Source organism: Citrobacter sp. Cf132 (assembly GCF_030333885.1).
Taxonomy (GTDB): domain Bacteria; phylum Pseudomonadota; class Gammaproteobacteria; order Enterobacterales; family Enterobacteriaceae; genus Citrobacter; species Citrobacter freundii.
In genome coordinates this window covers 299,826-323,899 of record NZ_JAOWFA010000071.1, presented here as the reverse complement: position 1 = coordinate 323,899, position 24,074 = coordinate 299,826, and the positions used below count along the sequence as shown (strand labels likewise).

General features: G+C 52.3%; 21 protein-coding genes and 1 pseudogene. 14 read left to right on the top strand and 8 right to left on the bottom strand.

Annotated elements, in window-relative coordinates; genetic code table 11:
- From OGV85_RS22145 to nei, 4 genes are read left to right on the top strand one after another with little or no spacing between them, the layout of a single operon-like run.
- On the top strand, nucleotides 1-723 hold the full coding sequence (locus tag OGV85_RS22145; RefSeq protein WP_003835449.1) for a DUF969 domain-containing protein: 723 nt from the start codon (nucleotides 1-3) through the stop codon (nucleotides 721-723).
- Nucleotides 720-1,715, top strand: coding sequence for a DUF979 domain-containing protein (locus OGV85_RS22140; protein ID WP_003847337.1), 996 nt, complete (start codon nucleotides 720-722; stop codon nucleotides 1,713-1,715). The genes OGV85_RS22145 and OGV85_RS22140 overlap by 4 nt, the downstream gene beginning before the upstream one ends.
- A gap of 9 nt (nucleotides 1,716-1,724) precedes the next feature.
- Nucleotides 1,725-2,369 carry a pyroglutamyl-peptidase I gene (gene pcp / locus OGV85_RS22135; RefSeq protein WP_016149798.1) on the top strand — a complete coding sequence of 215 codons (645 nt, stop codon included), beginning with the start codon at nucleotides 1,725-1,727 and terminating at the stop codon, nucleotides 2,367-2,369.
- A 14-nt stretch (nucleotides 2,370-2,383) separates the two neighbouring features.
- Complete coding sequence (nei, locus tag OGV85_RS22130) at nucleotides 2,384-3,175, top strand: endonuclease VIII (protein WP_049003266.1); 792 nt, start codon at nucleotides 2,384-2,386, stop codon at nucleotides 3,173-3,175.
- Here the strand turns inward: nei and OGV85_RS22125 are convergent.
- The 3 genes and pseudogenes from OGV85_RS22125 to OGV85_RS22115 form a co-directional block, all read right to left on the bottom strand.
- Nucleotides 3,172-4,218, bottom strand: a complete 1,047-nt coding sequence (locus OGV85_RS22125) for an AbrB family transcriptional regulator (protein WP_032948847.1) — start codon at nucleotides 4,216-4,218, stop codon at nucleotides 3,172-3,174. The genes nei and OGV85_RS22125 overlap by 4 nt on opposite strands.
- Before the next feature lie 175 nt (nucleotides 4,219-4,393).
- Nucleotides 4,394-5,677 (bottom strand): citrate synthase, encoded by a 1,284-nt coding sequence (locus OGV85_RS22120; RefSeq protein WP_003022909.1) that lies wholly within the window; start codon nucleotides 5,675-5,677, stop codon nucleotides 4,394-4,396.
- A gap of 203 nt (nucleotides 5,678-5,880) precedes the next feature.
- A pseudogene (locus OGV85_RS22115) lies at nucleotides 5,881-5,991 on the bottom strand (hypothetical protein).
- A 383-nt stretch (nucleotides 5,992-6,374) separates the two neighbouring features.
- Between OGV85_RS22115 and sdhC the strand changes: the two are divergent.
- From sdhC to OGV85_RS22070, 9 genes are all read left to right on the top strand, one after another.
- Nucleotides 6,375-6,779: a succinate dehydrogenase cytochrome b556 subunit gene (gene sdhC, locus OGV85_RS22110; RefSeq protein WP_003831406.1), complete on the top strand. Its 405-nt coding sequence runs from the start codon at nucleotides 6,375-6,377 to the stop codon at nucleotides 6,777-6,779.
- Nucleotides 6,773-7,120, top strand: coding sequence for a succinate dehydrogenase membrane anchor subunit (sdhD, locus tag OGV85_RS22105; RefSeq protein ID WP_061548079.1), 348 nt, complete (start codon nucleotides 6,773-6,775; stop codon nucleotides 7,118-7,120). The genes sdhC and sdhD overlap by 7 nt, the downstream gene beginning before the upstream one ends.
- Nucleotides 7,120-8,886, top strand: coding sequence for a succinate dehydrogenase flavoprotein subunit (sdhA, locus tag OGV85_RS22100; protein WP_003022919.1), 1,767 nt, complete (start codon nucleotides 7,120-7,122; stop codon nucleotides 8,884-8,886). The genes sdhD and sdhA overlap by 1 nt, the downstream gene beginning before the upstream one ends.
- 15 nt (nucleotides 8,887-8,901) lie before the next feature.
- On the top strand, nucleotides 8,902-9,618 hold the full coding sequence (gene sdhB, locus OGV85_RS22095) for a succinate dehydrogenase iron-sulfur subunit SdhB (protein WP_032948848.1): 717 nt from the start codon (nucleotides 8,902-8,904) through the stop codon (nucleotides 9,616-9,618).
- A gap of 257 nt (nucleotides 9,619-9,875) precedes the next feature.
- Nucleotides 9,876-12,677, top strand: coding sequence for a 2-oxoglutarate dehydrogenase E1 component (sucA, locus tag OGV85_RS22090; protein WP_003022923.1), 2,802 nt, complete (start codon nucleotides 9,876-9,878; stop codon nucleotides 12,675-12,677).
- A gap of 14 nt (nucleotides 12,678-12,691) precedes the next feature.
- Nucleotides 12,692-13,915 (top strand): 2-oxoglutarate dehydrogenase complex dihydrolipoyllysine-residue succinyltransferase, encoded by a 1,224-nt coding sequence (gene odhB, locus OGV85_RS22085; protein WP_003022925.1) that lies wholly within the window; start codon nucleotides 12,692-12,694, stop codon nucleotides 13,913-13,915.
- A 90-nt stretch (nucleotides 13,916-14,005) separates the two neighbouring features.
- Nucleotides 14,006-15,172, top strand: a complete 1,167-nt coding sequence (gene sucC, locus OGV85_RS22080; RefSeq protein ID WP_003022927.1) for an ADP-forming succinate--CoA ligase subunit beta — start codon at nucleotides 14,006-14,008, stop codon at nucleotides 15,170-15,172.
- Nucleotides 15,172-16,041, top strand: coding sequence for a succinate--CoA ligase subunit alpha (gene sucD / locus OGV85_RS22075; protein ID WP_003022929.1), 870 nt, complete (start codon nucleotides 15,172-15,174; stop codon nucleotides 16,039-16,041). Before sucC ends, sucD begins: the two co-directional genes overlap by 1 nt.
- Nucleotides 16,042-16,266: 225 nt before the next feature.
- Nucleotides 16,267-17,157, top strand: a complete 891-nt coding sequence (locus OGV85_RS22070; protein WP_008320064.1) for a PocR ligand-binding domain-containing protein — start codon at nucleotides 16,267-16,269, stop codon at nucleotides 17,155-17,157.
- On the opposite strand, the gene cobA is transcribed toward OGV85_RS22070, so the two are convergent.
- Nucleotides 17,136-17,924: a uroporphyrinogen-III C-methyltransferase gene (cobA, locus tag OGV85_RS22065; RefSeq protein ID WP_003835432.1), complete on the bottom strand. Its 789-nt coding sequence runs from the start codon at nucleotides 17,922-17,924 to the stop codon at nucleotides 17,136-17,138. The two genes, OGV85_RS22070 and cobA, sit on opposite strands and share 22 nt — an antisense overlap.
- A 405-nt stretch (nucleotides 17,925-18,329) precedes the next feature.
- On the opposite strand from cobA, the gene OGV85_RS22060 reads away from it, so the two are divergent.
- Nucleotides 18,330-19,232 carry a LysR substrate-binding domain-containing protein gene (locus tag OGV85_RS22060; RefSeq protein ID WP_003022936.1) on the top strand — a complete coding sequence of 301 codons (903 nt, stop codon included), beginning with the start codon at nucleotides 18,330-18,332 and terminating at the stop codon, nucleotides 19,230-19,232.
- A gap of 82 nt (nucleotides 19,233-19,314) precedes the next feature.
- Here OGV85_RS22060 and cobO read toward each other — a convergent pair whose 3' ends face one another.
- The 4 genes from cobO to OGV85_RS22040 all read right to left on the bottom strand — a co-directional run bounded on the left by cobO (nucleotide 19,315) and on the right by OGV85_RS22040 (nucleotide 24,071).
- Entirely contained in the window at nucleotides 19,315-19,917 is a 603-nt protein-coding gene (cobO, locus tag OGV85_RS22055) for a cob(I)yrinic acid a,c-diamide adenosyltransferase (protein ID WP_286554016.1), read from the bottom strand.
- A gap of 9 nt (nucleotides 19,918-19,926) precedes the next feature.
- A complete protein-coding gene (locus OGV85_RS22050; RefSeq protein ID WP_003022941.1) occupies nucleotides 19,927-21,579 on the bottom strand; it encodes a class I fumarate hydratase in 1,653 nt (550 codons plus the stop codon).
- Nucleotides 21,580-21,639: 60 nt separating this feature from the next.
- On the bottom strand, nucleotides 21,640-22,641 hold the full coding sequence (gene glsA, locus OGV85_RS22045; protein WP_003022944.1) for a glutaminase A: 1,002 nt from the start codon (nucleotides 22,639-22,641) through the stop codon (nucleotides 21,640-21,642).
- Nucleotides 22,642-22,766: 125 nt separating this feature from the next.
- Nucleotides 22,767-24,071 carry a dicarboxylate/amino acid:cation symporter gene (locus OGV85_RS22040; protein ID WP_003022946.1) on the bottom strand — a complete coding sequence of 435 codons (1,305 nt, stop codon included), beginning with the start codon at nucleotides 24,069-24,071 and terminating at the stop codon, nucleotides 22,767-22,769.
- Nucleotides 24,072-24,074: the final 3 nt, after the last annotated feature.

Here is a 24,074-nt window from a genome sequence, read left to right as displayed (position 1 = left end):
ATGGGAGAGGCTATTTCTCTCTGGCCATTGACGGGGATCGCCGTCATCGTGGTCGGATTTCTTTTACGTTTTAACCCGGTATTGGTGGTTATTATTGCCGGGATTGTCACGGGGCTGGCGGCGCATATGCCTATCGCCACTATTCTCGAGAAACTGGGTGAAGGTTTTCTTAACACCCGCAACCTACCGTTTATCCTGCTGATCCCACTGGCGGTAATCGGTCTGCTGGAACGTCACGGTCTGAAAGAGCGTGCGCAGGCGTGGATTGCAAAAATCCGCAGCGCTACCAGCGGCCGCCTGCTGATTGTCTATCTGTTCATTCGCGAAGCGACCGCTGCATTAGGACTCACCAGTCTGGGGGGGCATCCGCAAATGGTGCGTCCGCTGCTGGCGCCGATGGCGGAAGGGGCCGCTGAGAAAAATCACGGCGAGATACCTGGGGCGGTACGCTATCGACTGCGCGCAATGTCAGCGGCGACCGATAACGTCGGGCTGTTTTTCGGTGAAGATATCTTTGTTGCTTTCGGCGCTATCATCTTCATGCATAACTTTATGCTGGAGTCTGGTGGGATCCAGACCGAACCGCTGCATATCGCCCTATGGGGGATCCCAACGGCAATTTGTGCTTTCCTGATCCACGGCACACGTTTGTGGCGTCTGGATAGCTATTTGCAACGTGAGGTGGCGAAAGCGAATGCCGCAGCGAAAGGGGAAGCGCAATGAATTTTCAACAAAGTTATCTCTACTGGCTGGCGGGCGCGGTATTACTGATTGTGGCCGTCATGTCCTGGCAGGATAAAGCGAACCCGCGTCGTTTCACCACTGGCCTGTTTTGGGGCATATACGGCGTACTGTTTCTGCTTGGCGACTGGACATTCTCGCTGTTTGGCGACAAGCGCGCGGTGCATATTGCCGTCGGTATTGCGGTGGTCGTCCTGGCGCTGATCGCCGGTTTTGGCGGCGTGAAGCTGGGAAGTTACCATCAACGGACGCAGCAACAGCGCGAAGAAAGTGCCAGTCGCCTGGGCAACCGCCTTTTTTTTCCGGCGCTGGCGATCCCGGTGGTAACGGTTATTGGCGTGCTGATGTTCAACCATATTCCGGGCTTACAGGATGCGCTGTTTGGGCCGGGTAATCACGCCACGCTGGTGACGCTTTTTTCCATGACCGCAGGTTCGTTGATTGGTCTGGCGATGGCAATAAAAATGACCCATGAGCGGGTGCATCAACCGATCCAGGAGGCGCGCCGTCTGCTGGACTCCATCGGCTGGGCGTTCATCCTGCCACAGATTCTGGCTACGCTCGGGCTGTTGTTTACGGCAGCGGGCGTAGGCAGCGGCATTTCATATCTGACGCAGGAATATCTGGCGGTAGACAGTCGCTTTATCGCAGTGGCGGTGTACACCATCGGCATGGCATTGCTGACTATGGTCATGGGCAATGCGTTTGCTGCTTTCCCGATCGTGACCGCTGGGATTGGTATTCCAATTCTTGTACTGCAACACGGTGGTAATCCGGCGGTAATGGCGGCGATTGGTATGTTCTCCGGTTATTGCGGGACACTGATGACGCCGATGGCGGCGAACTTTAACATTGTCCCTGCTGCGCTGCTGGAACTACCGGACAAAAATGCGGTGATTAAAGCGCAGGTGCCAACCGGCATACTGCTGCTATTGGTCAACGTGTTCCTGATGTATTTCCTGATGTTCTTGTAAGGTGACAGGATGAAAACAGTACTCATCACGGGATTTGAACCCTTTGGCGGCGAGTCAGTTAACCCTTCCTGGGAAGTGGTCTCGGGACTCGATAATGCTATCATCGGTGGATGCCGCGTCGTTGCCCGCCAACTGCCGTGCGTCTTTGGCGAGTCTCTTGCCGTACTCAATGGCGCGATTGACGCGCTGTCGCCATCGCTGGTTCTGGCGGTGGGGCAGGCGGGTGGTCGCACGGATATCACCGTGGAACGCGTGGCGATTAACGTTGACGATGCGCGTATTGCGGATAATCAGGGGCAACAGCCGGTAGATGTGCCGGTTGTAGCCGATGGTCCAGCGGCATGGTTTAGCACGCTGCCGATCAAAGCGATGGTTATGGCTATGCGCAACGCGGGAATTCCGGCTTCGGTTTCCCAGACCGCTGGCACTTTCGTGTGTAACCACGTGATGTATGGCCTGCTGCATAAACTACGCGACGCACCGGCGGTGAAGGGCGGCTTTATTCACATCCCTTATTTGCCGCAACAGGCCGCACAGCATCCCGGGGCGCCAAGTATGGCGGCTGAAACAGTACGCCGGGCGCTGGAAGTCGCAATTGCCACCGCCTTGCAGGTGGAAAGCGATATCGCAGTCACGGGCGGCGCAACACATTAACAAAGGACAGTATTATGCCTGAAGGCCCGGAGATCCGCCGCGCGGCGGATAACCTGGAGGCGGCTGTCAAAGGCAAACCCCTGACGGAAGTCTGGTTTGCCTTTGAGCAGTTAAAACCGTATGAATCTCAACTAATTGGGCAGAGTGTTACCCAGCTTGAAACGCGAGGGAAAGCATTACTGACCCATTTTTCCAATGGCCTGACGCTGTACAGTCACAATCAGCTCTATGGCGTGTGGCGCGTGGTGGATACGGGCAACATCCCGCAGACCTCGCGGGTACTCCGTGTCAGATTGCAAACGCAAGACAAAACTATCCTGCTGTATAGCGCGTCTGATATCGAAATGCTGACGCCAGAACAGCTCGCCACCCATCCGTTCCTGCAACGGGTAGGACCGGATGTACTGGATTTACGTTTAACGCCCGATGACGTTAAAGCGCGTCTGTTATCTCCGCGTTTTTGCAATCGTCAGTTTTCTGGCCTGCTACTGGACCAGGCTTTTTTGGCGGGATTAGGTAACTACTTGCGGGTAGAGATCCTTTGGCAGGTTGGGTTGACCGGGCAGCATAAAGCGTCGCAGCTTAGTGATGAGCAACTGGATCAACTGGCACATGCGCTGCTTGATATTCCACGTCTGTCTTATAACACCCGTGGGCTGGTGGATGAGAACAAACATCACGGTGCGTTGTTTCGCTTCAAGGTCTTTCATCGGGACGGCGAAGCCTGTGAGCGTTGTGGTGGGACTATCGAGAAAACGATGCTCTCTTCGCGACCTTTTTACTGGTGTCCGGGATGTCAGCACTAAGCGGGCCGTTTTGGCGCGTGCACCGAAATAAACCGCGCGACTGCGGGGCCAGTTAACAAAATGCTGAACAGTCGCAGGGTTTGCATCGCCATGATGAGCGCCATATCAGCGTGGCTTCCTGCGGCGATCACCGCAACAGAATCCACTCCTCCAGGACTGGTTGCCAGATAGGCAGTGAGAAAATCTATCTGCATGTAATGCGCCAGTCCCCAGGCCATAGCGGCGCAGATCGCCATCAGTGAAAAAATGGACAACAGGATCTGCGGCAAAGGGCGCAGCGCCATTAAAAATATCTGCTTGTCAAAGCCCAGGCCGATTTGCCAGCCGATGGCCATATAGGCTATCGCCAGTAGCCATTCCGGCAGTTCAATCACCATCACTCCGCTTGCATTCAGCAAGGCACCCACCAGCATCGGCAATAGCATGACGCCAGAGGGAATACGCAGTAAGCGTCCAGCCGTGCCGGCAACGGCGGCCAGCATCAGAGTGCTGAAAAGATTGCCGCTTAGAGGCGGAAACCAGATGATTTGTTCACTGACCGCCTGCGCCTGGTCGCCCATCACCAGACGGGTGACCATCGCCGCCGCGCCGACCACCAACAGTACGCGCAGATACTGCATAAACGCCACCAGTCGGATGTCGGCACCATAATCCTGCGCCATCGCCACCATTGCCGCTGCGCCGCCTGGTGACGAGCCCCATGCGCCGGTGTTACCCGGTAGCGTACTGTAGCGAACCAGCAGCCAGCCGATTATCGCGCTGCTGATAAGGGTTGCCAGCAGGATAACAATCACCATCGGCCAGTGGGCTGCAAGGGTTGTGAAGATTGAACCGGTCAGATTTTGGGCAATCATGCAGCCGAGAATCGCCTGCGCGCCAAGAAATGTGCAGCGGGGAGGATGCAGAGTGATGCCGCGCAGACTGAAGATGATGCCGACGATCATCGAACCGAGCAGCAAGGGTCCTGGAAGATGGATAAACAGAAAGAGCAGGGAAAGCAGGAGCGATAGCACAAACAACAGGCTCCACTGCAAAACAGGCATCCCATGCTCCTGAGTAAAATGTGAGAAATCTCAGTAAATCATAGAGAAAGCACGATAAGAATAAAATAATGTGGATCAAATAAAAACAGGCCGGATACAGGCATTACCGCCTTGTCCAGCCTGGGAGCGTTTATAACTGCAAGCCGGACAGACGCTGGCGCCATCCGGCAGACAATTAACGCTTAATATCAGATTTAAAATCGCGCTTGTCGTAGCCGGTGTACAGCTGACGCGGACGGGCGATTTTCATGCCGTCGGTGTGCATTTCGTTCCAGTGTGCAATCCAGCCAACGGTACGCGCCATGGCGAAGATAACGGTGAACATGGAGGACGGAATACCCATCGCTTTCAGGATTATGCCGGAGTAGAAGTCTACGTTCGGGTAGAGTTTCTTCTCGATGAAGTATGGGTCGTTGAGCGCAATGTGCTCAAGTTCCATCGCCACTTCCAGCAGATCATCTTTGGTGCCCAGTTCTTTCAGCACTTCGTGGCAGGTTTCACGCATGACGGTAGCGCGCGGGTCATAGTTTTTATAAACACGGTGACCAAAGCCCATCAGGCGGAAGGAATCATTCTTGTCTTTCGCGCGGCGAACAAATTCCGGAATGTGTTTAACAGAGCTGATTTCTTCCAGCATTTTCAGCGCAGCTTCGTTTGCGCCGCCGTGTGCCGGTCCCCACAGGGAAGCGATACCAGCCGCGATGCAGGCAAACGGGTTAGCGCCAGAAGAGCCCGCGGTACGTACGGTAGAGGTTGAGGCGTTCTGTTCGTGGTCAGCGTGCAGGATTAAGATACGATCCATTGCGCGTTCCAGAATCGGATTCACTTCGTATTTTTCGCACGGCGTAGAGAACATCATGTTCAGGAAGTTACCGGCGTAGGAGAGATCGTTACGCGGGTACACGAACGGCTGCCCGATGGAATACTTATAGCACATCGCTGCCATGGTTGGCATTTTGGACAGCAGGCGGAAGGCGGCGATTTCACGGTGACGCGCGTTGTTTACATCCAGCGAGTCGTGATAAAACGCTGCCAGCGCTCCGGTGACACCGCACATAACGGCCATCGGGTGAGAGTCGCGGCGGAAACCGTGGAACAGACGCGTGATCTGCTCGTGGATCATGGTATGGCGAGTGACTGTGGTTTTGAACTCGTCGTACTCTTCCTGCGTCGGTTTTTCGCCGTACAGCAGGATATAACACACTTCCAGATAGTTGGACTCGGTCGCCAACTGGTCAATCGGGAAGCCGCGATGCAGCAAAACACCTTCGTCACCGTCGATGAAAGTAATTTTGGATTCGCAGGATGCGGTAGAGGTAAAACCTGGGTCAAAAGTAAACATCCCTTTTGAGCCAAGGCTACGAATATCAATAACGTCCTGACCGAGCGTACCTTTCAGCACATCCAGTTCAATAGCAGCATCACCATTTAGAGTGATTTTTGCTTTAGTATCAGCCATTTACGGTCTCCTTAGCGCCTTATTGCTTAAGACTGCCGGAACTCAAATTTGCCTTCGTGCATCAATAAACCGTTACCAGTTTGTTATTTGGCTCGCCGCTCTGCGAAAGAGGGGATGACCTGGGTACAGAGCTATGGGCGCTTGCAGGTAAAACGGTCTTTTTATGGCGAATAAACTGCAAATCAAGAACTTAGCAATCCGAATTATTTAACCTGTCTATCACTAATAACTGTCCTGAAGGTATTGGTCAATACTTCCACACTGTTACATAACTAAATCTCCGGTGAAAGAGTGACCCCATAACTTTTACGCATTATATGCTTTTTCTGGTGTCGTTTGTAACAACTTTGTTTAATGATTGTCAAATCAGATGATTAAAAATTAAAATAATGTTGTTATCGTGACCTATGTCACTGTTCGGGATAAAACCCGACAAACTATATGTAGGTTAATTGTAATGATTTTGTGAACGTCCTATACTGCCGCCAGGTCTCCGGAATACCCTGCAATCCCGAGCCAACCAGCGTTGTAACGTGTCGTTTTAGCATCTGGAAGCAGTGTTTTATATGACGCGTAGTTATAGTAAGGACGCTGTCTGACCCGCACGCAGACCGGAGGAAGGAAATCCCGTCGTCTTTCAGGCTACAGGTGTCTTCATCTTCTGTACCCGAAGTCTAAAGGGAATAATAAGAACAGCATGTGGGCGTTATTCATGATAAGAAATGTGAAAAAACAAAGACCTGTCAATCTGGATCTGCAAACGATCCGGTTCCCAATCACGGCGATAGCGTCCATTCTCCATCGCGTATCCGGAGTGATCACCTTCGTGGCGGTCGGGATTCTGTTGTGGTTATTGGGTACCAGCCTTTCCTCCCCTGAAGGTTTCCTCACCGCGTCATCCATTATGAATAACTTCTTTGTGGAGTTAATTCTGTGGGGGATCCTGATTGCGCTGGCATATCACGCCGTAATGGGCATTCGCCATCTGTTGATGGATTTTGGCTATATCGAAGAAACCCTCGAAGCAGGGACACGCTCCGCCAAAATTTGTTTCGTTATCATTGTCGTGCTTTCACTTCTCGCAGGAGTCCTCGTATGGTAAGCAACGCCTCCGCATTAGGACGCAACGGCGTACATGACTTCATTCTGGTCCGTGCTACCGCTATCGTTCTGACGTTATACATCATCTTTATGGTCGGTTTCTTCGCCACCAGCGGCGAGCTGACGTTTGAAGTCTGGACCGGTTTCTTCTCATCGGCATTCACCAAAGTCTTTACCCTGCTGGCACTTTTCTCCATCTTGATTCATGCCTGGATCGGCATGTGGCAGGTGTTGACCGACTACGTTAAACCTCTGGCTGTGCGCCTGATTCTGCAACTGGCTATCGTTGTTGCGCTGGTGGTTTACGTCATTTATGGATTTGTTGTGGTGTGGGGTGTGTAATGAAACTGCCAGTCAGAGAATTTGATGCTGTTGTGATTGGTGCCGGCGGCGCAGGTATGCGCGCGGCGCTGCAAATTTCCCAGAGCGGGCAGACTTGTGCGCTGCTCTCTAAAGTGTTCCCAACCCGTTCCCATACCGTATCCGCGCAGGGTGGCATCACCGTTGCGCTCGGTAATACCCATGAAGATAACTGGGAATGGCACATGTACGACACCGTTAAAGGGTCGGACTACATTGGTGACCAGGACGCTATTGAATATATGTGTAAAACCGGTCCGGAAGCAATTCTGGAGCTGGACCACATGGGGCTGCCGTTCTCTCGCCTCGACAATGGCACAATTTATCAACGTCCGTTTGGCGGCCAGTCGAAGAACTTCGGCGGTGAGCAAGCGGCACGTACTGCGGCAGCGGCAGACCGTACCGGTCATGCGCTGTTGCACACGCTGTATCAGCAGAACCTGAAAAACCATACCACCATCTTCTCAGAATGGTATGCGCTGGATCTGGTAAAAAATGCCGATGGCGCGATTGTCGGTTGTACCGCGCTGTGTATTGAAACCGGTGAGGTAGTTTACTTCAAAGCCCGTGCGACCGTGCTGGCGACCGGCGGTGCTGGCCGTATTTATCAGTCCACCACCAATGCCCACATCAATACTGGTGACGGTGTTGGTATGGCTATCCGCGCTGGCGTGCCGGTGCAGGATATGGAAATGTGGCAGTTCCACCCAACCGGCATCGCCGGTGCGGGCGTTCTGGTAACAGAAGGCTGCCGTGGTGAAGGTGGTTATCTGTTGAACAAACACGGCGAGCGCTTCATGGAGCGTTATGCCCCGAATGCGAAAGACCTGGCGGGTCGTGACGTGGTGGCGCGTTCCATCATGATCGAAATCCGTGAAGGTCGCGGCTGTGACGGCCCGTGGGGTCCGCACGCTAAGCTGAAACTCGACCACCTGGGTAAAGAAGTGCTGGAATCCCGTCTGCCGGGTATTCTCGAACTGTCCCGTACCTTTGCTCACGTTGACCCGGTTAAAGAGCCGATTCCGGTTATCCCAACCTGCCACTATATGATGGGCGGTATTCCGACCAAAGTAACTGGCCAGGCGCTGACCGTGAATGAGCAGGGCGAAGATGTGGTGATCCCTGGGCTGTTTGCCGTTGGTGAAATCGCCTGCGTATCGGTTCACGGTGCCAACCGTCTGGGCGGCAACTCGCTGCTGGACCTGGTGGTATTTGGTCGTGCGGTGGGTCTGCATCTGCAGGAGTCTATCGCCGAGCAGGGCGACCTGCTGGATGCGACCGAAGATGAAATCGACGCTTCTCTGGCGCGTCTGAATCGCTGGAACGGTAACCGTAACGGTGAAGATCCGGTAGCCATTCGCAAAGCGCTGCAGGAATGTATGCAGCACAACTTCTCGGTATTCCGCGAAGGCGATGCGATGGCGAAAGGTCTGGAAGAGCTGAAAGCGATTCGCGAACGCCTGAAAAATGCCCGTCTGGACGATACCTCCAGCGAGTTCAACACCCAGCGCGTTGAGTGTCTGGAGCTGGATAACCTGATGGAGACCGCGTACGCCACTGCAGTATCTGCAAACTTTCGTACCGAAAGCCGTGGCGCGCATAGCCGCTTCGACTTCCCGGAACGTGATGATGAAAACTGGCTGTGCCATTCCCTGTACCTGCCAGAGTCGGAATCCATGACGCGACGTCAAGTCAATATGGAACCGAAGCTGCGCCCGGCATTCCCGCCGAAGATTCGTACTTATTAATGCGGAGACAGGACAATGAAACTCGAGTTTTCAGTTTATCGCTATAACCCGGATGTTGACGACGCTCCGCATATGCAGGATTACACCCTGGAGGCGGAAGAAGGGCGCGACATGATGCTGCTGGATGCATTGATGCAGCTGAAAGAAAAAGATCCGTCTCTGTCGTTCCGCCGCTCCTGCCGTGAAGGGGTCTGCGGCTCCGACGGTCTGAATATGAACGGCAAAAATGGACTGGCCTGTATCACACCTATTTCTGCGCTGAATCAGCCGGGCAAGAAAATTGTCATTCGCCCGCTGCCGGGTTTACCGGTTGTGCGCGATTTGGTGGTAGACATGGGGCAATTCTACGCACAGTATGAGAAGATTAAGCCTTACTTGTTGAATAATGGGAAAAATCCGCCGGCTCGTGAGCATTTACAAATGCCTGAGCAGCGTGAGAAGCTCGATGGGCTGTATGAATGTATTTTGTGTGCATGCTGCTCAACGTCCTGCCCATCATTCTGGTGGAATCCGGACAAGTTTATTGGCCCGGCAGGCCTGCTGGCCGCGTATCGCTTCTTAATTGATAGCCGCGATACCGAGACCGACAGCCGCCTGGAAGGTTTAAGTGACGCTTTCAGCGTATTCCGCTGCCATAGCATCATGAACTGCGTCAGCGTATGTCCTAAAGGACTGAACCCGACGCGCGCCATCGGCCATATTAAGTCGATGCTGCTTAAACGTAGCGCATAAATTGTAGTGGTTGCCCGATGGCGACGTAAACGTCTTATCCGGCCTATAAGGGACATACCCGTAGGCCTGATAAGCTACGCGCCATCAGGCAATATAAGTGCAGGAAACCTCTAAAAACTGCCTCTTATCTCTGACAGTTTTTAAAGGTTCCTTCGCGAGCCAAACAAAAAGAGCTCGCAAGTGAACCCCGGCACGCACATCGGTGTGCGTGGTAGTATCCACGGCGAAGTAAGCATACAAATGCTTAAGGGATCACGATGCAGAACAGCGCTTTGAAAGCCTGGTTGGACTCTTCTTACCTCTCTGGTTCTAACCAGAGCTGGATAGAACAGCTCTATGAAGACTTCTTAACCGACCCTGACTCGGTAGATGCTAACTGGCGTTCGACGTTCCAGCAGTTACCTGGTACCGGAGTCAAACCGGATCAACTCCACTCAAAAACACGTGATTATTTCCGTCGACAGGCGTTGATTACCCCACGTTACTCTTCTTCTATTTCCGACCCTGATGCCAATGTGAAGCAGGTTAAAGTCCTGCAGCTCATTAACGCCTACCGTTTCCGCGGTCATCAGCATGCGAATCTTGATCCGCTGGGACTGTGGCAGCAAGAAAATGTGGCTGATCTGGACCCGTCTTTCCACGATCTGACCGATGCGGATTTCCAGGAAAGCTTTAACGTAGGTTCTTTTGCCGGCGGCAAAGACACCATGAAGTTGAGCGACCTGGTTGTTGCGCTGAAACAAACTTACTGCGGCCCAATTGGCGCCGAGTATATGCACATCACCAGCACCGAAGAAAAACGCTGGCTTCAACAGCGTATCGAGTCTGGCCGTGCCGCATTCAGTAGCGAAGAGAAGAAACGCTTCCTGAGCGAACTGACCGCAGCAGAAGGTCTGGAACGCTACCTGGGCGCTAAGTTCCCGGGCGCGAAACGCTTCTCGCTGGAAGGCGGTGATGCGTTAATCCCAATGCTCAAAGAGATGATCCGCCACGCTGGTAACAGCGGTACCCGTGAAGTGGTGCTGGGTATGGCGCACCGTGGTCGTCTGAACGTTCTGGTTAACGTACTGGGCAAACGCCCGCAAGAACTGTTCGACGAATTTGCGGGCAAACATAAAGAACACCTCGGCACCGGTGACGTGAAGTACCACATGGGCTTCTCGTCTGATATCGAAACCGAAGGCGGTCTGGTACACCTGGCGCTGGCGTTTAACCCGTCGCACCTGGAAATCGTTAGCCCGGTGGTTATCGGCTCCGTACGTGCACGCCTGGATCGTCTGGACGAGCCGAGCAGCAATAAAGTACTGCCAATCACCATCCACGGCGATGCGGCGGTAACCGGGCAGGGCGTGGTTCAGGAAACCCTGAACATGTCGAAAGCGCGTGGTTACGAAGTGGGCGGTACCGTGCGTATCGTCATTAACAACCAGGTTGGCTTTACTACCTCTAACCCGTTGGATGCGCGTTCTACGCCGTACTGCACCGACATCGGTAAGATGGTTCAGGCGCCGATTTTCCACGTTAACGCGGATGACCCGGAAGCGGTCGCTTTCGTGACGCGTCTGGCTCTGGATTTCCGTAACACCTTCAAACGCGATGTGTTCATCGATCTGGTGTGCTACCGCCGTCACGGCCACAACGAAGCCGACGAGCCGAGCGCAACCCAGCCGCTGATGTATCAGAAAATCAAAAAGCATCCGACCCCGCGTAAAATCTACGCTGACAAGCTGGAAGCGGACAAAGTCGCCACGCTGGAAGATGCGACCGAAATGGTCAATCTGTACCGTGATGCGCTGGATGCTGGCGAATGCGTGGTGAAAGAGTGGCGTCCAATGAACATGCACTCCTTCACCTGGTCGCCGTACCTCAACCACGAGTGGGACGAAAGCTACCCGAACAAGGTTGAGATGAAGCGTCTGCAGGAGCTGGCAAAACGCATCAGCACCGTGCCTGAAGCCGTTGAAATGCAGTCGCGTGTTGCCAAAATTTACGGCGACCGTCAGGCCATGGCCGCAGGCGAGAAGCTATTCGACTGGGGTGGTGCAGAGAATCTGGCTTACGCCACGCTGGTTGACGAAGGCATTCCGGTTCGTCTGTCGGGTGAAGACTCCGGTCGCGGAACCTTCTTCCACCGTCACGCGGTCATTCATAATCAGGCGAACGGTTCAACCTACACGCCGCTGCAGCATGTGCATAACGGCCAGGGCACGTTCCGCGTATGGGACTCCGTGCTGTCTGAAGAAGCGGTGCTGGCGTTTGAATACGGTTATGCCACGGCAGAACCGCGCACGCTGACCATCTGGGAAGCGCAGTTCGGCGACTTCGCCAACGGTGCGCAGGTGGTTATCGACCAGTTCATCTCTTCCGGCGAGCAGAAATGGGGCCGTATGTGCGGTCTGGTGATGCTGCTGCCGCACGGCTACGAAGGTCAGGGTCCGGAGCACTCCTCCGCGCGTCTGGAACGTTATCTGCAACTTTGCGCTGAGCAAAACATGCAGGTTTGCGTCCCGTCTACCCCGGCACAGGTTTACCATATGCTGCGTCGTCAGGCGCTGCGCGGTATGCGCCGTCCGCTGGTGGTGATGTCACCGAAGTCGCTGCTGCGTCATCCGCTGGCGGTGTCTACGCTGGACGAACTGGCAAATGGCACCTTCCTGCCAGCCATTGGCGAAGTCGATGAACTTGATCCGAAAGGCGTGAAGCGTGTCGTGATGTGTTCTGGTAAGGTTTATTACGACCTGCTGGAGCAACGCCGCAAGAACGACCAAAAAGATGTTGCCATTGTGCGCATCGAACAGCTCTATCCGTTCCCGCATAAAGCGGTGCAGGAAGCGCTGAAACCGTTTGCTCATGTACATGATTTTGTCTGGTGCCAGGAAGAGCCGCTCAACCAGGGCGCATGGTACTGCAGCCAGCATCATTTCCGTGAAGTAATTCCATTTGGGTCAGCTCTGCGTTATGCAGGTCGCCCGGCCTCTGCCTCTCCGGCAGTAGGGTATATGTCCGTTCACCAGAAGCAGCAACAAGATCTGGTAAATGACGCGCTGAACGTCGATTAAATAAAGGATAAATAATGAGTAGCGTAGATATTCTTGTTCCCGACCTGCCTGAATCCGTAGCGGATGCAACGGTTGCAACCTGGCACAAAAAACCGGGCGATGCAGTACGTCGTGATGAAGTACTGGTAGAAATCGAAACTGACAAAGTGGTACTGGAAGTACCGGCATCAGCGGACGGTATTCTTGATGCGGTTCTGGAAGATGAAGGGACAACCGTCACTTCTCGCCAGATCCTTGGTCGCCTGCGTGAAGGCAACAGCACCGGTAAAGAAACCAGCGCTAAGTCTGAAGAGAAAGATTCTACTCCGGCACAGCGCCAGCAGGCGTCTCTTGCTGAGCAGAACAACGATGCCCTGAGCCCGGCGATCCGTCGCCTGCTGGGTGAGCATAACCTCGAAGCCAGCGCTATCAACGGCACCGGTGTCGGCGGTCGTATCACGCGTGAAGATGTTGAAAAACATCTGGCGAAAGCCCCGGCTGCGAAAGCCGAAGCCAAAGCGCCGGCAGCAGCACCTGCACCACAGGCTCAACTGGGCGCGCGTGGCGAAAAACGTGTTCCGATGACCCGTCTGCGCAAACGCGTAGCCGAGCGTCTGCTGGAAGCGAAAAATTCCACCGCCATGCTGACCACCTTCAACGAAGTCAACATGAAGCCAATCATGGACCTGCGTAAGCAATACGGTGATGCGTTCGAGAAACGCCACGGTATCCGTCTGGGCTTTATGTCTTTCTACGTGAAAGCGGTTGTTGAAGCGCTGAAACGCTATCCGGAAGTGAACGCGTCCATCGACGGCGATGACGTGGTTTATCACAACTACTTTGATGTCAGCATGGCGGTCTCCACGCCGCGTGGTCTGGTCACGCCGGTCCTGCGTGATGTGGATCTGCTGGGTATGGCTGACATCGAGAAGAACATTAAAGAACTGGCAGTTAAAGGTCGCGACGGCAAGTTGACGGTTGAAGATCTGACGGGCGGTAACTTCACCATCACTAACGGTGGTGTGTTCGGTTCCCTGATGTCCACGCCGATCATCAACCCACCGCAGAGCGCCATCCTGGGTATGCATGCCATCAAAGATCGTCCGATGGCGGTAGACGGCAAGGTTGAAATCCTGCCGATGATGTATCTGGCGCTGTCTTATGACCACCGTCTGATCGATGGTCGTGAGTCAGTAGGCTTCCTGGTAACCATTAAAGAGTTGCTGGAAGATCCAACGCGTCTGCTGCTGGACGTGTAGTTAATAAGAGTATCACCTGCCCCGTAGGTCTGGATGCTTATCAGACCTACGGGTAAAAGATAACGATTACCTGAAGGATGGACAGAACACATGAACTTACATGAATATCAGGCAAAACAACTTTTTGCCCGCTATGGCTTACCGGCACCGGTGGGTTATGCCTGTACTACTCCGCGTGAAGCAGAAGAAGCCGCTTCAAAAATCGGCGCTGGCCCGTGGGTAGTGAAATGTCAGGTTCACGCTGGTGGCCGCGGTAAAGCGGGCGGTGTGAAGGTTGTGAACAGCAAAGAAGACATTCGCGCTTTTGCTGAACACTGGCTGGGTAAACGTCTGGTTACTTACCAGACAGACGCTCATGGCCAACCGGTAAATCAGATTCTGGTTGAAGCCGCGACCGACATTGGTAAAGAACTTTACCTCGGCGCAGTTGTTGACCGTAGCTCCCGTCGCGTGGTCTTCATGGCCTCTACCGAAGGCGGCGTGGAAATCGAAAAAGTAGCGGAAGAAACCCCGCACCTGATCCACAAAGTGGCGCTCGATCCGCTGGCAGGCCCGATGCCTTACCAGGGTCGCGAGCTGGCGTTCAAACTGGGTCTGGAAGGTAAACAGGTTCAGCAGTTCACCAAGATCTTCATGGGTCTGGCGACTATCTTCCTGGAGCGCGACCTGGCGCTGATCGAAATCAACCCGCTGGTTGTCACCAAGCAGGGTGACCTGATCTGCCTCGACGGCAAACTGGGCGCTGACGGCAACGCGCTGTTCCGCCAGGCTGACCTGCGCGAAATGCGCGACCAGTCTCAGGAAGATCCGCGTGAAGCGCAGGCTGCGCAGTGGGAACTGAACTACGTTGCGCTCGACGGCAACATCGGTTGCATGGTTAACGGTGCGGGCCTGGCAATGGGCACCATGGACATCGTTAAGCTGCACGGCGGCGAACCGGCTAACTTCCTCGACGTTGGTGGCGGTGCGACCAAAGAGCGTGTAACCGAAGCGTTCAAAATTATCCTCTCAGATGACAATGTTAAAGCCGTACTGGTTAACATCTTCGGAGGTATCGTACGTTGCGACCTGATCGCTGACGGTATCATCGGCGCGGTAGCAGAAGTAGGTGTAAACGTTCCGGTCGTGGTACGTCTGGAAGGTAACAACGCTGAACTCGGCGCGAAAAAACTGGCTGATAGCGGCCTGAATATTATTGCAGCGAAAAGTCTGACGGATGCAGCTCAGCAGGTTGTTGCCGCAGTGGAGGGGAAATAATGTCAGTTTTAATTAATAAAGATACCAAGGTTATCTGCCAGGGCTTCACCGGTAGCCAGGGGACATTCCACTCCGAACAAGCGATTGCTTACGGTACGCAGATGGTTGGCGGCGTAACGCCAGGTAAAGGCGGCACCACGCACCTGGGCCTGCCGGTGTTCAACACCGTACGTGAAGCCGTAGAAGCGACGGGCGCGACCGCCACCGTTATCTACGTTCCGGCACCGTTCTGCAAAGACTCCATACTGGAAGCGATTGATGCTGGTATCAAACTGATTATCACCATCACCGAAGGCATCCCGACGCTGGATATGCTGACCGTGAAAGTGAAGCTGGATGAAGCTGGCGTGCGCATGATCGGCCCGAACTGCCCAGGTGTTATCACCCCGGGCGAGTGCAAAATCGGCATCATGCCGGGCCACATTCACAAGCCGGGTAAAGTGGGTATCGTTTCCCGTTCAGGTACCCTGACCTATGAAGCGGTTAAGCAGACTACCGACTACGGTTTCGGCCAGTCCACCTGTGTGGGCATTGGTGGCGACCCGATCCCAGGTTCTAACTTCATCGACATCCTGAAGCTGTTCCAGGAAGATCCGCAGACTGAAGCGATCGTCATGATCGGTGAGATCGGCGGTAGCGCTGAAGAAGAAGCGGCGGCATACATTAAAGATCATGTAACCAAGCCGGTTGTGGGTTACATCGCGGGTGTGACTGCGCCGAAAGGTAAGCGTATGGGTCACGCGGGTGCGATCATCGCAGGTGGGAAAGGTACGGCGGATGAGAAATTCGCTGCGCTGGAAGCCGCAGGCGTGAAAACTGTTCGTAGCCTGGCCGATATCGGCGAAGCGCTGAAAACCGTTATTAAGTAATAAATAAAAAACAGCCCTGACTCTCTGCGTAGTCAAGGGCTGGTCCCGTTTCGACATGGTTGGCCATCTGATGATGGCCTTTTTTTATTTTTAGTTATCTGAATCTTGCAAATTACTCATAATCATCTGCATAAATAAGATTATTTTTTGCGGTGAACATCATTCTTTCTCTTGATTAAATTCTGCATATTACCGGCTTTAATTTGATTAATGCCGGAGGATACCGTGTCGTTGAAAATTCAGGATGATTACCTACAATGTTTTTTCTCAATAGCAAAGGTATTTTCCAGTGCGACTGGATTAGCCACCGTCGTGGTTGATGTTACCGGAAAAATTCTCTCGGATTGTCATAATTTTAATTCGTTCTGCACATTAATGCGGGCGGATGAACGCTATTGTGTGAGTTGTCAAAAGTGTGACAAGTATTGTGCTTTTGAAGGATTAAAACACCTTAAACCCAGAATACTCAGCTGTCATGCGGGGCTAAGTCTGTTTTCTATGCCATTAATTCGCGAGGGGAATCTGTACGGTTTTATGCTCTGTGGGCAGGTGCGGGCAAAATATCAGGAATATAAAACTATCATTATTGATAATGAATACTCATGGATGGATGAACCAAAAATAAAAACTGAATGGAGTAAGGTGGCGGTAGTCGATAATAATACGCTGGTGGCATCAGCAAATTTATTGAATTTTATTATTGATAATTTTGAGACAGAACAACAATCTGATGAGATTGTTATCCCAGCGACCAGTTACATGCGTCATTATTTTACAGAACCTTCCCGACACGAGAAAAAGCTACTGGCAGCGTTGCGTTATATCGATGAGAATTTGTATGGTGAATTATCCCTTGAATCCGTAGCAGCTCACGTCTGCTTAAGCGCAAACTATTTCAGCCGTTTTTTTAAGAAACGGCAGGGCGTTAACTTTAAAACCTGGGTGAATCAGAAAAAAATGCAAAAAGCGGGGGAGTTATTGCACGATCCCGTTCATTCCATAGATAGCATTGCCCGGAAACTCCAATACGCACAAACCAGCTACTTTTGCCGCGTTTTCCGGGCGGCGCATCAAACGTCGCCCCAGTCTTTTCGTCATGCCAGACTGTCACAGTAAAGGTTTTCTGGCAGCTTGAAGGCTTCAGGGATAAAAGAGAGCCGATCGCTCAGGGTTACCACATCACCAATCACTATCAGTGCAGGGGGAAGGATGTTAGCTTCCTGCGCCTTGCTCAGTAGTGAACCGAGCGTACAGGTCAGTCGGCGTTGATTATCGCGGGTGGCAGACATAATAAGCGCTGCAGGCGTATCTGCTGATTTTCCACCCATCAATAATTCCTCACAGATAAACGCCAGATTGGCGATACCCATGACGATAACCAGCGTACCATTCAGTTTTGCCAGTTGACGCCAGTCCTGCTGTTGGTTGCCCTCCCGCGTATGGCCGGTCACGACGTGAAATCCCGAGGCGAAATCGCGGTGTGTTACCGGAATCCCGGCATAGGTCAGGCCACCAATGGTTGAGCTGATACCCGGCACCACTTCAAACGGGATGCCCGTCTCGACGAGATCCTCAACTTCTTCAGCCCCGCGTCCAAAAACATACGGATCGCCACCTTTCAGGCGTACAATATTATTGTGAGTTTGGGCATACTGGACAAGCAGCGCATTGATTTCATCCTGGGGTACACAATGGAAGCCTGGGTTTTTGCCGACATTGATAAGCAGGCAATCTGGTAATGCCCATTCCAAAATTTTAGGATTGACCAGCCGATCGTAAATAATGACGTCAGCCTGTTTAATGCACATCATTGCTTTGAGGGTGAGCAATGAAATATCACCGGGACCTGCCCCAACGAGCCAGACCTTTCCGAAAGTTTTCACATTGTGTCCTTTATCACGTCTAACAAAAAAAGGCAGAAACTACATCAAGGAATGATAAAAAGCAGTCGTTTGCCCGTAAGTTATAACGTGAAATTATCCAAAATTATCGCATTGATAATATTGATTAATCTCGCAAAGTTTTTTCTGCAATAAACAAGATGACTTGAAAAATTATTAAGAACTTATTGGCACTATTTGCTTAAGTTTAACCTTATTTAAATTGTGTTTATTGTTTCCCTTAAGTATTATTGGTTAATATTTACCCGTCATCAGTGTGAGTAAATCATGGATTGGATCAATGACATCAATGGATAAAATAAAATATAACTCTCGATGCTTATCTGGGTGTCTTGAATTATTTTTTATAAATTAAACTATTTTTGTACGCTGCAAATGGAAGAGGTTATGAGAGGAAAAATACCCAAGACGGAGTTGCTGGTAACTTTTGAAGTGGTTGCGCGTCACGAAAGTTATACCCGGGCAGCTGAAGAGCTGGCTTTAACACAAAGTGCTGTTTTCCGCCAGGTAAATGCACTGGAGGATTTTCTCAATACCGCGCTATTTAATCACGCCAAAAAACGCATTTTTTTAAATGCGGCGGGCAAACACTATTTAAGCATCGTTAAAGAAACGTTAAATAAGCTTGAACGAGATACGACGACGATAATGACCTGGCAGCCGACGGTACAGGTTATTGAGCTGGCGGTGAATCCGACGTTCAGCACGCACTGGCTGATCCCAAACCTGCGTGAATTTAACAAACTTAATCCTGATATTATCGTGAACATTCATTCCCTGGCGAATATTGGTGATTTTCTCAATCGAGAGTATGACGCGGCAATCATGCGCGAAGACTTTTATTCGCCATGGTCAGGGGTTGAGTACCTGTTTGAAGAGGAGATTCTGCCGGTATGCAGTCGCTGTTTGCTGGCCGAACCGGAACGAAAACTGGCGGTAAACGAATTACTAAACGAATTCCCGCTATTGCACCAAAGCACGCGCATTAAAGGGTGGCAGGAATGGTTTGCGCTGTCAGATGTCAGCAGTCCGTTGGTGAATAAAGGTCCGAGATTTGATTTGTTATCGATGCTGATCGCGGCGGTCCGCTCTAATCTGGGCGTTGCGCTGCTCCCGCGTTTTGCCATTCAGCACGATCTGGACAGTGGCGATATGGTCATTCCTTGCGATGTTCCGATGCGTACCGGGAATCGATTTATTATGACGTGGCGTGAAGAAAAATCGGAATCCGAGCATTTACAGATTTTCCGCAACTGGTTGCTCAGTAAGTCCGTAGTATCGGCTGCCTGAGGGTGGCTTATGCCTTATCAGGCCTACAACGATGGGTAGGCCGGATAAGACGCGTTAGCATCGTTATCCGGCAAAAGAACGGCTACCAGTCGATCCCAATCTGTGCCTGAATACCGCGGTCAAACGCGTGTTTGACCGGGCGTATTTCACTGACCGTATCGGCCAGTTCCAGTAACAGCGTATGGCATCCGCGTCCTGTGACGATAACGCTCTGACCGGCAGGACAATTTTCGATGGCGCTGATAACCTCTTGCGTATCCAGATAGTGGTAAGCCAGCATGTAGGTGAGTTCATCCAGCACCACTAGATCGTAATGCGCATCAGCCAGCATGCGCTTACTTTCCTGCCAGACAACCGTTGCCGCCTCGATATCTGCTTGCCGATTTTGGGTTTCCCAGGTAAATCCGGTACCCATAATATGGAATTCGACGCCGAGCGGTTGCAGTGTGTTGTACTCACCATTATCCCACTGACCTTTAATAAACTGCGCGATGCCAACGGTTTTTCCGTGACCCACTGCGCGCGTTGCCGTGCCAAAGGCTGCGGTGGATTTTCCTTTTCCGTTGCCGGTGAAGACAATCAGGATCCCTTTCTTCTCCGTTGCCGCCGCTACGCGGGTATCAACCTGCTCTTTCAGCTTCTGCTGACGCTGACGGTGTCTGTCGTTATTGGCGCGCGCTTCCATGGAAACTCCTTAATGCCCTGCCGGACAGGTTGCGCAGCGATGCTGCTGCTCGAACTGGCTGAAGAAGTTATTACCTTTGTCATCCACTAATACGAAGGCGGGCATATTTTTAACTTCCATCATCCACACCGCTTCCATTCCCAGTTCTGGATATTCAAGACACTGCAGACTCTTCACGTACTGTTGCGCCAGTAGGGCTGCGGCACCGCCAATGCTGCCGAGGCTAAATCCACCGTGTTTGTGACAGGCATCAGTGACCTGCTGGCTGCGGTTACCCTTGGTGAGCATAATGAGGCTGCCGCCTTGTGCCTGGAAAGCATCGACATACCCATCCATGCGCCCGCCGGTGGTGGGTCCCATTGAGCCACAGGCCTGATTTTCCGGGGTTTTGGCTGGACCAGCATAGTAAACGATATGCTTTTTCATGTATTCCGGCATCGGTTCACCGTTATCCAGTCGCGCTTTGATGTTCGCGTGAGCGATATCGCGAGCCACAACAATCGGGCCGCTTAACGACAGACGTGTACCAATGGGCAAGGCGGAGAGATCATGCAGGATCTCACGCAGCGGACGGTTCAGATCCAGTTGTACGGTCTGGGCGCCGTTTTCTACCCGGTGAGAATCGGGGATAAATTTGCCCGGATTATGCTCGAGTTTTTCCAGCCAGATACCGTGTTTATTAATTTTGGCTTTAATATTGCGGTCGGCAGAGCAGGAGAGGGCCATCGCGATTGGGCAGGAGCCGCCGTGGCGCGGTAAGCGAATTACGCGAATATCGTGGGCAAAGTATTTGCCGCCAAACTGCGCCCCGATGCCAAACTCACGGCTGGCATTGAGCAACTCGGCTTCCAGCGCCGTATCACGGAACGCCTGGCCCAGCTCGTTCCCGCTGGTGGGCAGATTATCGTAATATTTGGTTGAAGCCAGTTTGGCGACTTTCAGCGTCTGGTCGGCGGATAAGCCCCCAACCACAAAAGCGATGTGATACGGCGGACAAGCGGCTGTACCCAGTGATTTCATTTTTTCGATCAGGAACGCAGTGAGCTTTTCCGGCTGCAGAATGGATTTGGTTTCCTGGAATAACGCCGCCTTATTGGCAGAACCGCCGCCTTTGTTAACGAACAGGAATTTATATTCATTACCCGGCGTGGCGCTGATGTCAATTTGCGCCGGCAGGTTTGTCTGAGTATTGACCTCGGTATACATGTCCAGCGGGGCATTTTGCGAGTAGCGCAGATTGTTTTCGGTGAAGGTGGTATACACGCCTTTGCTTAAGGCTTCGGCGTCATCGCCGCCTGTCCAGACATGTTGTCCTTTGCAGGCCACAATGGTTGCCGTCCCGGTGTCCTGGCAGTTAGGCAGTACACCTTTAGCTGAAACCTCTGCATTGCGCAGCAGCTGCAATGCGACGTACTTATCGTTACCGCTGGCCTGTGGGTCGTGCAAAATGCTGGCAATCTGTTTTAAATGTCCGGCGCGCAGGAAAAATGAAGCCTCATAAAACGCCTGCTGTGCTAACAAGGTTAACGCTTCCGGTGCAACCTTGATAACTTCCTCTCCGTCTAACTCCGTTACCGTAACGTGCTGGTTACTCAGTAATTCATATTCGGTACTATCTTTACTCTGAACAAAGAGTTCCTGCCAGACAAATGGTTTAGACATGTTTACTTCTCACCTCTTCGTATTGTTTTCCGGATAAGCAATGTGCCATCCGGCGTAAAGTTATTTGGCTAAAAAGACGTTGGCTTTTGTCGCTTCGGCGACATATTCGATAGTTTTCTGGGCACGAACGCTGTTTCCGGCTTCATCAAGCGGCGGAGAATAGACCGCAATCGCATATTCGCCTGGGACGACGGCAACCATGCCGCCGCCGACGCCGCTTTTCGCCGGAATGCCAACGGTGTACAGCCATTTACCGCTGCCGTCGTACAGTCCGGCAATTGCCATTTCTGCCAGTACCTGTGGAACATATTTCTCATTCAGCAACTGTTTGCCGTTGAACGGAGATTTGCCTTTGTTCGCTAGTACGGCACCCATTTTGGCCAGTTGCTCAACGGTGATATCCACCGAGCACTGGCGGGTATAAATTTCAACGGCTTCGTCAGTGTTGCCATAGAAGCTGTTATAGGATTCCATCAGTTTGGCCAGCGCCTGATTGTGCTGGTTGGTTTCCATTTCAGATTTGAAAACCGGTTCGTTCACGGTGAGAGTGGCATCGGCCCAGACGTTCAGGTTGTCGAGGATTTTGTTCCAACGATCGGTTTTGTCTTTGGCTTCAATCAGGCTAACGGTGCTCATGGCCCCGGCGTTTACCAGTGGGTTTTCAGGCGCGCCTTTGGTCAGTTCAACGGCCAAACCTGAGTTGAACGGCATGCCGGTGGCATTGGCGCCAAGTTTATCCAGCACTACCTGAGGACCGTGCTGCTCCATGGCGAGCGCCATGGTGAACACTTTACTCAGGGATTCCATTGGGAAAGGTTTGTTAACATCGCCAACCTGGTAGATCTTGCCGTCCACCGTCGCAATGGTGATGGCAAAATTTTTCGGGCTATAGGTCGCCAGAGCAGGGATGTAGTCGGCGACTTTTCCATCGTTATTACTTTTGTACTTCTGATGAGCCTGTTCTATCAGCTTGGCGTAGTCGGGCGTGGTTTGCGCGAATGTGGTTGCGCTAAACAAGACACTGAAAGAAAAGAGACTCACGCCGATAATTGTTTTATTCATTGTGCGTTCCTGTTGGTGTGCTCATCTTGGTGCCGGATGGCGGCGTACCGCCTAATCCGGCCTACGGATAGTTAAACGTTATGTAGGCCGGATAAGCGCAAGCGCCATCCGGCAATAACGTAGTATCAGGACAAAGCGACTTCCGTTTCGGTAACCGGGCGTTCCTGTTCCGGTGACTTCACTGGCGCAGTTCCACGGCAACCCTGGCCGAAGTGTTCGCCTTCCCAACGGCCCACAATGGCAGCGCCCATGGCGTTACTCATGACGTTGGTAGCGGAACGACCCATATCGAGGAACGGATCGACACCCATAAGCAGGATCAAACCCGCTTCCGGAATGTTGAATTGGTTCAGTGTGGCGGCGATAACGACCATCGAGGCACGCGGTACACCCGCCATCCCTTTAGAGGTCAGCATCAGAATTAACAACATGGTAATTTGCTCGCCCATGCTCAGTTCGATGTTGCACGCCTGAGCAATAAAGACGGTGGCAAAGGAGCAGTAGGCCATGGAGCCGACCAGGTTAAAGGAGTAACCGATAGGCAGAACGAAGCTGGCAATTTTTGAGGAAACGCCGAATTTTTCCAGCTTGTCCAGCGTACCCGGGAAGGCGGCTTCAGAGCTTGAAGTGGTAAAGGCCAGCAGAGCGGGTTCGAGGATTGATTTAGTTAACCGTGCGATGCAAGGCCCGACGATCATAGTAGACAGGCCAATCAGGATCGCCCACAGCATACCCAGCGTCAGGTAGAACTCACCCATGAAGATCCCGGCGCTAACCATCACACCCAGACCACGTTCGGCAATCAGACCTGAAATAGCGGCAAAAACGGTCAGTGGCGCAAACAGCATGACGTAACCCGTCAGCTTCAGCATCACGTGCACCAGTGAATCCAGCACTTTCACAATAGGGTCGGCTTTTTCACCAATCGCAGCGAGGCTGCAACCAAGGAAGATGGAGAATACGACGATCTGCAGAATTTCGTTACGCGCCATCGCATCGACAATACTGGTCGGTACCGCGTGTGAGATGAACACTTTCAGCGTGAATGGCTCTGACTTAACGGCGGCAACAGCGCCGACGTCATGTGGCACAAAGTTGATACCTGCGCCTGGCTGGAAGATATTAACGATAACCAGACCCAGCGCGATTGACAGCAATGACGCGCAAATAAACAGGAAGAAGGTTTTCGAAAATATACGTCCGAGCGTTTTGGCATCACCCATTTTGGCAATACCCACAACCAGAGTTGAAATAACCAATGGTGCGATAATCATTTTCACCATACGTAAGAATATAGTGGTAAAAATGGAAATGTCTGCTGCATAAGATTTTGCTGTTTCAGCCGCGGCCATATTATTTATGGCCACCCCGGCAATCATGCCGAGTATCAGGCCTAATATGATCATCTTCGTTAAACTTATTTTCTTCATGTG